Origin of the sequence: Catenibacterium sp. RTP21428st1_D7_RTP21428_210409 (assembly GCF_040227455.1) — a bacterium.
Taxonomy (GTDB): Bacteria; Bacillota_I; Bacilli_A; order Erysipelotrichales; family Coprobacillaceae; genus Catenibacterium; species Catenibacterium mitsuoka_A.
Genome location: NZ_JBEHVX010000075.1, coordinates 1 through 11,453 on the forward strand (window position 1 = coordinate 1; position 11,453 = coordinate 11,453).

At 34.3% G+C, this 11,453-nt stretch carries 10 protein-coding genes; 1 reads left to right on the forward strand and 9 read right to left on the reverse strand.

Features of this window, described 5'->3' with window-relative positions; genetic code table 11:
* Positions 1-164: 164 nt before the first annotated feature.
* The 4 genes from ABUA27_RS09965 to rsmA form a co-directional block, all read right to left on the reverse strand.
* Complete coding sequence (locus ABUA27_RS09965; RefSeq protein WP_129981593.1) at positions 165-1,115, reverse strand: ribose-phosphate diphosphokinase; 951 nt, start codon at positions 1,113-1,115, stop codon at positions 165-167.
* Positions 1,116-1,130: 15 nt separating this feature from the next.
* A complete protein-coding gene (gene glmU, locus ABUA27_RS09970; RefSeq protein ID WP_287968513.1) occupies positions 1,131-2,528 on the reverse strand; it encodes a bifunctional UDP-N-acetylglucosamine diphosphorylase/glucosamine-1-phosphate N-acetyltransferase GlmU in 1,398 nt (465 codons plus the stop codon).
* A 69-nt stretch (positions 2,529-2,597) separates the two neighbouring features.
* On the reverse strand, positions 2,598-3,464 hold the full coding sequence (gene ispE / locus ABUA27_RS09975; RefSeq protein ID WP_287968512.1) for a 4-(cytidine 5'-diphospho)-2-C-methyl-D-erythritol kinase: 867 nt from the start codon (positions 3,462-3,464) through the stop codon (positions 2,598-2,600).
* Positions 3,461-4,279: a 16S rRNA (adenine(1518)-N(6)/adenine(1519)-N(6))-dimethyltransferase RsmA gene (rsmA, locus tag ABUA27_RS09980; RefSeq protein ID WP_287846540.1), complete on the reverse strand. Its 819-nt coding sequence runs from the start codon at positions 4,277-4,279 to the stop codon at positions 3,461-3,463. The genes ispE and rsmA overlap by 4 nt, the downstream gene beginning before the upstream one ends.
* A gap of 84 nt (positions 4,280-4,363) precedes the next feature.
* Here rsmA and ABUA27_RS09985 point away from each other — a divergent pair, with 84 nt between their 5' ends.
* Positions 4,364-4,861 carry a transcription repressor NadR gene (locus tag ABUA27_RS09985; RefSeq protein ID WP_281082596.1) on the forward strand — a complete coding sequence of 166 codons (498 nt, stop codon included), beginning with the start codon at positions 4,364-4,366 and terminating at the stop codon, positions 4,859-4,861.
* A 172-nt stretch (positions 4,862-5,033) separates the two neighbouring features.
* Here the strand turns inward: ABUA27_RS09985 and rnmV are convergent, their stop codons facing one another.
* From rnmV to ABUA27_RS10010, 5 genes are all read right to left on the reverse strand, one after another.
* Positions 5,034-5,558 carry a ribonuclease M5 gene (rnmV, locus tag ABUA27_RS09990; protein ID WP_006504468.1) on the reverse strand — a complete coding sequence of 175 codons (525 nt, stop codon included), beginning with the start codon at positions 5,556-5,558 and terminating at the stop codon, positions 5,034-5,036.
* Positions 5,559-5,567: 9 nt separating this feature from the next.
* Positions 5,568-5,888 carry a hypothetical protein gene (locus tag ABUA27_RS09995; protein ID WP_129981602.1) on the reverse strand — a complete coding sequence of 107 codons (321 nt, stop codon included), beginning with the start codon at positions 5,886-5,888 and terminating at the stop codon, positions 5,568-5,570.
* Between the two features lie 11 nt (positions 5,889-5,899).
* A complete protein-coding gene (locus tag ABUA27_RS10000) occupies positions 5,900-10,126 on the reverse strand; it encodes an acyl-CoA dehydratase activase-related protein (protein ID WP_349820645.1) in 4,227 nt (1,408 codons plus the stop codon).
* Between the two features lie 229 nt (positions 10,127-10,355).
* Positions 10,356-11,111, reverse strand: a complete 756-nt coding sequence (locus tag ABUA27_RS10005) for a 4Fe-4S binding protein (RefSeq protein ID WP_287968509.1) — start codon at positions 11,109-11,111, stop codon at positions 10,356-10,358.
* An 8-nt stretch (positions 11,112-11,119) separates the two neighbouring features.
* Complete coding sequence (locus ABUA27_RS10010) at positions 11,120-11,389, reverse strand: hypothetical protein (protein ID WP_349820646.1); 270 nt, start codon at positions 11,387-11,389, stop codon at positions 11,120-11,122.
* Positions 11,390-11,453 lie beyond the last annotated feature (64 nt).

Genomic DNA, 11,453 nt, shown 5'->3' on the forward strand with positions numbered 1-11,453 from the left:
TATGCTGCAAAACAAAAGCACCGTTGTGGTGCTAATGTTTGATTATTTTTGAGACATTATCAATTTCGGTTGACAGTCGTTACTGCATAGAAACCACAGGAGCAGTTTACTTATTTCGCTTCATATATTTGGTCTAAAAAAGGACTCATAATGAGTCCTCTACATTAACAATCATACTGAGTGAATACGTCACTAACTGGTAAATCGTTTTCGATGTTTTCAATTGTATGTGCAAGTAATCCTGCAACAGATACAGAAACAAGTTTATCAAATTTCTTTTCTTGTGGAATTTCGATAGTGTTAGTAATAACAACTTCTTTTGCAGCACAAGTAGATAATCTTTCAATAGCAGGTCCAGAAAGTACACCATGAGTACATGCAATATATACATCCTTAGCACCTTTCTGTTTTAACATATCAACACCAGCTGTAATAGTACCAGCTGTATCGATCATATCGTCAACTAAGATACAGTTCTTACCTTCAACATTACCGATGATACCCATAACTTCAGCTACGTTTGGTTTAGGTCTTCTCTTATCGATGATAGCGATAGGGCAGTCAAATGCTTCAGACATCTTACGAGCTCTAGTAGCTCCTCCGTGGTCAGGAGATACAACACATAAATCCTGAACCTTCTTTTTACGGAAGTATTTGATTAATAGTGGTAAAGCCTGCATTTCATCAACTGGAATATCAAAGAATCCCTGGATCTGAGCTGCATGTAAGTCAACAGTTACAACACGGTTAACACCAGCTGTAGTTAATAAGTCTGCAACTAGCTTAGAAGTGATTGGCTGTCTAGGTTTAGCTTTACGATCCTGTCTAGCATATCCGAAATATGGAATAACTGCAGTAATTTCACGAGCAGAAGCACGTTTTAAAGCATCAGTTAATACTAAGATTTCCATTAAGTTTTCAGTTACTGGATTAGAAGTAGACTGAACAATGAATACGTCCTTACCACGAACAGATTCACCGATTTCACATAAGATTTCACCATCTGCGAAGTGATGAACTTTGCAGTCTCCAACCTTAGTACCTAAAATGCTTGCGATATCCTGAGCTAATTTCTTGCTTGAAGATAAAGAAAATACTGTAATTTTGTTTTTCATATGTGTCCCCTTTTTTTATTTCTTGTTTCTTTCGTTATAAATCTTCATACGTTTTTCTTCTAAAACTTTTGCATAACCAGGTTTGTTCACCTGTCTAGCACGTGCGATAGACATTGCGCCATCTTCTACAGTTTCTGTTACAGTAGATCCAGCTGCAACAAATGCGCCTTCACCAACAGTCACTGGTGCAACTAGATTTGAATTACATCCAATAAATGCATTGTCTCCAATAACAGTCATTGACTTATTCTTACCGTCATAATTGCTTGTGATAGTACCACAACCAATATTAACGCCATCGCCTACTTTAGCATCACCGATATAAGTAAGATGAGCAGACTTGCTTCCCTTACCAAAATCAGCTTTCTTCATTTCCACAAAGTTACCAATGTGTACATTCTCTCTAATATGACAATTAGTTCTTAGTCTTGCATAAGGACCAATATCAGTACCGCTTTCTACAATAGAATCGCTTAATACTGAGAACTTGATTTCCACATTATCCTTAATATCTACATCTGTAAATTCACAATAAGGACCAATATGACAATGTGCCCCTATAGTAGTATGTCCCTTGATAATACAACCTGGTTCAATGATTGTATCTTTACCAATCACAACATCAGTACCAATATATGTGTTATCAGTATCTACAATAGTTACACCATTTAATAACCAATTCTTATTTACTCTCTTCTGAAGTAACTTAGTTGCTTCAGCAAGCTGAACACGGTCATTAATGCCACCTACTTCACTGAAATCCTGAATCTTATAGCCATCAACCTTCTTGCCTTCTTCATTCATGATTCCAATTAAATCTGTAATATAATACTCACCCTGAGCATTGTTGTTTGTTACTTTCTTTAAAGCTTCAAACATTGATTTGTTATCAAAACAATATTCACCTACATTCATCTCAGTGATATCCATCTGAGATTCCTGTAAATCTTTGAATTCTACAATTCCAGTTACCTGTCCATCTTCCTTAATAATACGACCAAATGGAAGTGACAAGTCACAATCACAAGTCATTACAGTACCACTATTCTTACCATTCATATGATAATCAATAAGTCCCTGTAATGTTTCCGCAGTAATTAAAGGTGCATCTCCATTTAATACAAGAGTCATACCTTCTTTATCTCCTAGAACACTTTCTGCCATCATGACAGCATGTCCAGAGCCTTTCTGCTCTTCCTGTAAGACAGTAGTGACGTCGTTATCTAACAAAGCCTTGACCTGGTCAGCCCCATGTCCAACAACAACGACTGTTTCTGCGATATCTAACTTCTTTAATTCATCCACCACATGATTGATCATTGGTTTATATAAAACTTCATGAACAACCTTAGGTGCATCTGATTTCATACGAGTGCCTTTACCCGCTGCTAAGACAACTGCATAAACTTTCATCGACATATCTCCTTTTTTCCCCTACATTCTAGCAAAATTCAATTCAAAATAAAAGAGAAAAGGCGCAAGTTATCCCTTTTTCCTTTTCTCTGGATAGTAAATCTGTGTTTTTACTGCAAAACTATATTTCTTTTTAAAATATGGAAGCACTTTATCAATTAATTCAGAATCTTGAGTCATACCAAAAACAGATGAACCACTACCTGACATAAGAGCACCATCAAAACCAAAGTTCATCATATCATCCTTAATAGACTGAATATCCTGTACCATCTTAATAGAAGGCGCTTCTAAAGTATTACCTAAACAATCTACAACACCCTGATAATCATTCTTTTCAATTGCATGCTTCATTAAGTCAATATCTGGATGAACAGCTGTTTCGATATCTAAATCATCAAAACATTTCTTTGTAGAAACACCTTTCTTAGGTTTTACAATCAATAAATGACAATTAAAACGTGAACGATCAATAAAATGTAGATTTTCACCAATACCACCTACAACCGCAATACGATTCCATACACAAAATGGAATATCTGCACCAATCTCTTTACCCATTTCACACATATCCTGATAAGACATACGTAAATGGAATAAGCTGTTCATTGCACGGAAGATAGCTGCACCATCGGCACTTCCTCCACCCATTCCAGCTTGTGAAGGAATATGCTTATAACAGTGGATTCTTACACCACTTTGGATATCAAACTTCTTGATTAATGCATCAGCCACCCTATACATGATGTTACGTTCATCAGTAGGTACACGGTAAGTGTTTGTAGTAATTTCTATACCTTTTTCAATAGGATCAATAAGAATTAAGTCATGAAGACCAATAGGGGCCATAATCATATTTAATTCATGATATCCATCTTCTCTTTCACTTACTACATCTAATGCAAGGTTTATTTTCGCGTAAGCACGAATCTTCATAGTGTATGACTCCTTTCTAGTATTCTTATATAGTCATCAATGTTTAATTCCTCAGCACGTTTATTGGCAGGAATACCACATGATTCTAATAATTCTTTTGTCTGATCATGATATAAAGGCTTTAAGTTATTATAGAGTGTTTTTCTTTTTGCAGTATAACTTGCTTCAATCAGATCAATCAATTCCTGTGATATAACACGTTCTTTATGAATAGAAATAACAGCACTATCTACATGAGGTGCTGGCATAAATACATGTCTAGGCACATTCAATTCATATTGAACATCTCCTACATAATCAATCATCATCTTTAAAGGACTCTTTTCTTCAGAACAGAGCTTTAGTGCAACTTCCTTTTGTACCATAGCGACTAAACGATTAATAGGTGTAGAAGAAGACACAATCTTTGTGATGATTTTAGATGTAATATAATAGGGAAGATTTGTGACAACACAGATATCCTTATAGTCCTTTAGTTTATTACATGCTTCTTCTAAATCAGCTTTCATGAAGTCCTGGAAGATGATTTCTACATTATCACGTCCTTCTAAAGAGAATGATAATACTTCTTTTAAACGTTCATCTATTTCAAAACATAATACTTTACCAGCTTTAATAGAGAGCTGTTCTGTAAGAGCGCCTATACCAGGTCCTATTTCAATAACTGCTGTCTCCTTATCCAGCGAAGCATGATCTGCGATACTTTGAATAATACCTGGATCTACTAAGAAGTTCTGTCCATATTTCTTAGAAGGCTTTAAGTTAAATGTATTTAATATAAATTCTGTATTTGATTTTTTTGCGATATTTTCCATATCATTTATTATATAGGATATGTAAAGAAAAGACCATTGAGTTCCCTGAAAAATTCTTTTATAATGGTCAAAAAGGTGATGTATATGGATAGAAAAACAAAAATAATGGAAATAATAAGTAGTAGTGATAAACCTGTTTCAGCAAGTAAAATTGCGAAAGAATTAGGTGTTTCTAGGCAGATTATTGTAGGAGATGTTGCATTACTAAGAGCATCGGGAGAAGATATTACTGCTACACCTAGAGGATATATATTAGATACAAATAGGAGTAATCATTATACGATTGCAGTAAAGCATAATAACGATCAATTAGAAGAAGAATTAAATACTATTGTAGATTTAGGTGGTAAGGTTGAAGATGTAATAGTAGAACATCCTCTTTATGGAGAAATCAAAGGAAATCTACATATATATTCACGTTATGATGTCTCTAAGTTTATGTCTGCAGTTAAGGATAATGATATTGCGCCTCTTTCTCTATTAACAGATGGTGTTCACTTACATACAATCACAGCACCTGATGAAGAAACATTAGAACGTATTAAAGAAGCATTGGATGAAAAGCACATACTATTAAAATAAGGCTGTGGTGAACAGCCTTTTTAATTATATCGAGAAGAAGTTTTTGATTTCATCTTTAAAGAAATAGATGAATAATAATGTATTTCCAATAAATGGTAAAACTAAATTAGAACAGAATATTGTAGGTAGTGAAGAAATTGAATATACATAAAAAAGAGTCAGCAGATAATGTCTACTGACTCTTTAATGCTTTAAGTACTTCTTCTTTTGTAATACCCATCATATTCAATCTCTTAAATAATGCTTTCGCATTACCATAACCTAAATGAAAGGCATCATAGACCTGTAGTCTTCTCTTCTTATTTCCTAATACATCTAGATCAATAAATTCATCCCATGAAATAGATTCTTTAGCATCACTAAATGTGACTGCATTCTCTAATGCTTCAATAATTGCATCATGTCTTGCTTCCGCAATACCAAGCTTCTTCACACCCTTGGCATCTTTTTTTGCGACAAAGGCATGCTTTGCATTAGGAACAGCCTGAATGACTTTATTTCTAATCTGTGTACCAGGATAATCAGGATCTGTTAAGACAATGACACCACGTGTCTTGGCAGCAGTTTTAATGAGAGATAGAATATCTTCGTTGATTCCTGACCCAGATGTTTCAATTGTATCTACATCAAATAACTGTTTAAGTGTTGCTGTATCTGTTTTACCTTCTACTACAACAACTTCTTTAATCTTTCTCACAATAGTCTCCTAACTCAGCAAGTCAATCATACGTTCTATTGTACGCTTGACATCTCCCTGATCATAATAATAATCGAAATCTTTCTCAACCATTACAGTGAGTATAAGGCAGCATGTATCATAATCAGCCTGTGAAAGGGTTATATCCTTCACAGGCTTCTTTTTATACTTGTAGTCGCCTAATTCTTGTAATACACGTCTATATATTACAGGGTTATTCTTACAGGCTAATTTCTTTAATACAGAAATCTTATTATAATTCAGTTTTGATCTTATAAAGCCTAGAATAGCCCTACCTCGCGAGGGCGGGGTGGAATGTCCATCTTCCATATCTTCCTCCACTATTTAGATGATTCCATGTTCTTAAATGCTGTTGATAACATTAATTTAATACGGTTAAGCTGGTTAGTTTCACTAGCTCCTGGATCGTAATCAATCGCAACAATGTTAGATTGTGGATATTTTCTTCTTAATGCCTTAATGACACCCTTACCTGTTACATGGTTAGGTAAGCAGGCAAATGGCTGCATACATACAATATTTGGTGCACCTTCATCAATGAGTTCAATCATTTCACCAGTTAAGAACCATCCTTCACCTGTCTGGTTACCAATAGAAACAACTTCACTTGCTTTCTTTGCAATTTGATCAATAGGATGTGGTGCATCAAAACGATTTGATGCTTCTAATGCCTTAATCATATCTTTTCTTAAGAAATCTACGAGTTTAATTGCTACATTACATAACTTAGCTGATTTCCAGCTTGCATCATAATGTTCATGTTCATATTGAGTATTGTAGAAACAATACTGGAAGAAGTCAATTAAATCTGGCATAACTGCTTCTGCGCCTTCTTCTTCAATAATCTTTACAATCTCATTATTGGCAGTAGGGTGGAATTTTACAAGGATTTCTCCTACAAGACCTACTCTAGGTTTCTTAATATCTAGAAGTGGTAATTCATCAAATTCCTTTACAATCTGATAAACGTTCTTCTTGAATTCCTTCATAGAACCATTTTCAACGTTTTCTTTACACTTCTCTACCCATGATTCATATAATTCATTAGCTGAACCTTTCACCTTTTCATAAGGTCTTACACGATATAAGACTCTCATGAATAAGTCACCATACATAGCCCCAATAATAACCTTCTTAGCCACCTTATAAGTAATCTTAAAGCCTGGGTTAGATTCTAATCCCTGTAAGTTTGCTGAAATAACAGGTACATAATCCATATGTGCATCCTTTAATGCTTTTCTAATAAACGCAATATAGTTTGTTGCACGACATCCTCCACCTGTCTGTGAGATGATCAATGCCACCTTATGAGGATCATACTTACCTGAATTCAAGGCATTCATCATCTGACCTGTTACTAAGATACTTGGATAACATGCATCATTATTGACATACTTTAATCCCTGTTCTACAGCATCTTTATCTACAGAAGGTAATACGACAAAGTTATAACCTTCTGAATTCATTGCAGTTTCTACAAACTGGAAATGAATAGGAGACATCTGAGGACATAAAATAGTCCATCTATCATCCTTCATTTCTTCTGTGAATGATACTTTTTCAGATTCATATTTATTTTCTAAGTGCACAGTATTGTCTTTCTTCTTTACTGTTGCTTTAAGTGATCTAATACGGATTCTGATTGGTCCTAAGTTAGAGGCTTCATCAATCTTAATAAGTGTATAAATCTTACCTCTTGCCTGTAATAATTCAGCCACCTGGTCACTTGTAACTGCATCTAATCCACATCCAAATGATGTTAACTGGATAAGTTCAAGATCTGGCTGAGTTGTTACGAATTCTGCAGCACGATAGAGTCTAGAATGATATGTCCACTGGTCTACTACACGTAAATCTAAGTTTTCTTTATTTAAATTACATACAGAATCTTCTGTTAATACACAAAAACCTTCACTTGTAATTAAGCTGGCAATACCATGGTTGATTTCTGGATCCACATGATAAGGACGTCCTGCAAGGACAATACCCTTCTTATGGTTTTTATGCATCCATTCCAATGCTTCCTGACCCTTTACTTCAATATCTTTTCTTGCACGTGCTAATTCCTGATAAGCCTTATCAATCGCATTATGCATTTCCTTATCTGAAATATCATATTCAGCTAAAGATTCCTTCATTACCTTAAATAATGTCTTAGGGTTATTTAAAGATAAGAATGGGTTCTTATATTTCACATGTTTTTCTTCTAAGCTGTCTACATTGTTTCTAATAACTTCTGGATAAGAAGCAACAACTGGACAGTTATAGTTATTACCTGCATCTTCATATTCTTTTCTTTCATATGCTACTGATGGATAGAAGATAAAAGGAATACCTCTTTCAATTAGGTTTTCAATATGTCCATGAGAAATCTTTGCTGGATAACAGGCATTTTCTGATGGAATAGATTCAATACCCTTTTCATAGATTTTCTTAGAAGATCTTGCAGATAAGACAACTCTAAAGCCTAACTGAGTAAAGAATGTATGCCAGAATGGATAGTTCTCATACATATTAAGTACTCTAGGAATACCCACTTCTCCTCTTCTTGCATCATCTTTAGAAAGTGATTTATAACCAAAGATACGACCATATTTATAATCATAGAGGTTAGGTAACTTTTTAGATGTCATTGGAAGGTTAGCCCCTCTTTCACATCTATTACCTGAAATATATTCTCTACCATCATTAAATGATGTAATAGTTAACATACAGTTATTTGTACACTTACCACAGTTTCTAATCTTCGTATTATAGTCAAGTGCTTCTATTTCTTCTAATGAAAGAATAGTAGAAGGTTCATTGTCATCATTTTCAATCGCAATACGGGCCATACCATAGGCACCCATTAATCCTGCGATATCAGGTCTTACTACTTCAATACCTGTTTCTTTTTCAAATGCACGTAGTACAGCTTCATTATAGAAAGTACCACCCTGTACAACAACATGCTTACCAATATCTTCTTTACTTCTTAGCTTAATTACTTTATATAATGCATTCTTGATAACTGAATAAGATAAACCAGCACTGATATCTTCTACAGAAGCACCTTCTTTTTGTGCCTGTTTTACCTTTGAGTTCATGAATACTGTACATCTAGAACCTAAATCAATAGGGTGTTTAGACTTTAATGCAAGTTCTGCGAATTCTTCAATCTTATAACCTAATGATTTTGCGAATGTTTCTAAGAATGAACCACATCCTGCAGAACATGCTTCATTTAATGAAATGTTCTGAATGACGTTATCTCTAATAGTAATAGCCTTCATATCCTGACCACCAATATCAAGAATGAAATCTACATCAGGTTCATAGGCTTTTGCGGCAGTATAATGGGCAATTGTTTCTACTTCACCAATATCCACCTTTAAAGCAGCTTTAATAAGAGCTTCACCATAACCAGTAACACCTGCTTTCGCAATATAACATCCTTCTGGAAGCATCTGATAGATTTCCTTCATCAGACTCATAATTAACTGTAATGGATTTCCTTCATTAGAACTATAGAAAGAATATAAGATAGCACCCTGATCATCAGTCATGATGATCTTAGATGTTGTAGAACCAACATCGATACCTAAGAATACTTTACCTTTATATTTCTTAAGTGTTCTTTTCTTAGTGATATGAGTAAAGTGTCTTTCTCTGAATTCTTTTAATTCTGCTTCACCATTAAATAATGGTTCTAAGACATTTGTAAGTTCTGTAGGAGAATCTGAAAGACCTTCTAAGTCTTCAATAATCTTAGAAATGTTTAATGGATTTTCTACTTTTTCTTTCGCATTTAAACATGCTCCCATAGCAACAAATAGCTGTGAATTCTGTGGGAAGATGATTTCATCTTCAGTTAAACCTAATGTTTCAATAAAACGTTCTCTTAACTGATCCATGAAATATAGTGGACCACCTAAGAATGCAACATTCCCTCTAATAGGTTTACCACAGGCAAGACCAGAAATAGTCTGATTGACAACTGCCTGGAAAATAGATACCGCAATATCTTCTTTAGATACACCTTCATTAATTAAAGGCTGAATATCTGTTTTTGCAAAGACACCACAACGCGATGCGATAGGATAGATTGTCTTATAGTTTTTCGCATATTCATTTAAACCAGCAGCATCAGTCTTTAATAAAGTAGCCATCTGGTCAATAAATGCCCCAGTACCTCCTGCACAAGTACCGTTCATACGCTGTTCAAGCTGTCCTTCAAAATAAGTAATCTTGGCATCTTCTCCACCAAGTTCTATAACAACATCAGTTTGTGGAATATATGTTTCTACTGTCTTTGTACACGCAATAACTTCCTGTATAAAAGAAATACCAAGCTTATCTGCAAGAGATAAACCTCCTGAACCAGTCATAACGGGATATAAATCAATATCACCCATCTGGTTCTTTACTTCAATTAATAACTCATAGATTGTTTTTCTAACATCTGAGAAATGTCTTGTGTACTTAGAAAACAAGCATTTATCATTCTCATCTGTCAAATAGAGTTTTACAGTTGTAGATCCTACATCAATTCCTAAATAATATTTCATATTTCCACATCCTTCTCTCTTTTTGAGTATTATATCGAACCTATATTAAACGAATTTTAAGAAATAATCTAGTTTTTTGCATAATAAAATTATAAAATATAACGATAAATACACAAAATTTAACTATTTGTAAGGAAAAGTACAATGCTTGTCTAACAAAGTCAAAAAGAGGAAGGAAGGATGAAAATATCATCCTATCTCGTCCTCTTTTGTATGATCTACTATTCAATTATATAAATAATTCACACTCTTTTCTAATTAAACAAACCTTTGCGATTGCTGTTTCTATGACTGCCATCTTCTCTTGATCTAGACTTCTTGCTTGTTTTGGACAAACAGCCACACAACGCATACATGAAATACATTTATCCTTGTCTGTCACTTGTGGGTTTTCTTTACTAATTGCACCTGTAGGACATTTTACTACGCATAAGCCACACTTTGTACATAAGGTATTTGCTTGAGGAATCGTTCCTCCACCTGCTTTCTTATAAGGTCTATGACCTGGAATATTCGGTTTAGCATTAATCTTATTAGATGCTTTTTCTAGAATCTGATCACCAAATTCCTCTAATTGATGACAATCATTCTCATTCGGTCTTCCTGTCGCAAATTGATGGAAAATAGAATGTTCAGCAATGGCTGATATAGCCCCAATGACATCAAATCCAGCCATACGTGCATAATCTTCCATTTGAACAAGTGTATCTTCATACGCCCTATTTCCATATACCGCAACAATGACACATTTACAGTTATGTGCATTGATTTTCGCAAGTCTATCTAATGCGACTTGTGGTGCTAATCCAGCAAAAGAAGGCATAGCAATTACCGCAATATCATTTTCTGTCAATGATATATCTTGATAATTCTTATCTACAACTGAAAGATCTATGTCTTCTACATAAGCCCAATTCTTTGTGATTGATTTTGATACCTTTTCAGTTCCACCTGTTGGACTGAATATAATTCTATACTTATTCATCATATTTTTTACCCAACTGCTTCCTTAATTTCCTTTTCGTGATTTATCGCAAATTCACTTAGTTTGTAGGAACGGATTCTCTTATTAACTAATATTGGAATCACAAATCCGTTCTTCACTAATACTGCCAATCTGTTAATAACTGTCTTATTTGTGACTGATAATTGTTTACTCACTTCTATTGGAGTAAACTCACCTCGATAATTTGAAATCAACAATACTAATAATTCTTTTTCTCTCTCTTTTAAGAAAGATAAACTTCCTGTTTGAATACCCATAATCTACAGGTAACGATTTAAGAGAAGTGTGGAGCAGAAATATTCAGGATATAGACTATTTGTC

Excerpts from the sequence above, each read along its gene's own strand:
- ABUA27_RS09995 (WP_129981602.1), bottom strand. The coding sequence starts at position 5,888 with ATGGAAGATGGACATTCCACCCCGCCCTCGCGAGGTAGGGCTATTCTA.
- ABUA27_RS09965 (WP_129981593.1), bottom strand. The coding sequence starts at position 1,115 with ATGAAAAACAAAATTACAGTATTTTCTTTATCTTCAAGCAAGAAATTA.
- ABUA27_RS10000 (WP_349820645.1), bottom strand. The coding sequence starts at position 10,126 with ATGAAATATTATTTAGGAATTGATGTAGGATCTACAACTGTAAAACTC.
- ispE (WP_287968512.1), bottom strand. The coding sequence starts at position 3,464 with ATGAAGATTCGTGCTTACGCGAAAATAAACCTTGCATTAGATGTAGTA.
- glmU (WP_287968513.1), bottom strand. The coding sequence starts at position 2,528 with ATGAAAGTTTATGCAGTTGTCTTAGCAGCGGGTAAAGGCACTCGTATG.
- rsmA (WP_287846540.1), bottom strand. The coding sequence starts at position 4,279 with ATGGAAAATATCGCAAAAAAATCAAATACAGAATTTATATTAAATACA.
- ABUA27_RS09985 (WP_281082596.1), top strand. The coding sequence starts at position 4,364 with ATGGATAGAAAAACAAAAATAATGGAAATAATAAGTAGTAGTGATAAA.
- ABUA27_RS10010 (WP_349820646.1), bottom strand. The coding sequence starts at position 11,389 with ATGGGTATTCAAACAGGAAGTTTATCTTTCTTAAAAGAGAGAGAAAAA.
- ABUA27_RS10005 (WP_287968509.1), bottom strand. The coding sequence starts at position 11,111 with ATGAATAAGTATAGAATTATATTCAGTCCAACAGGTGGAACTGAAAAG.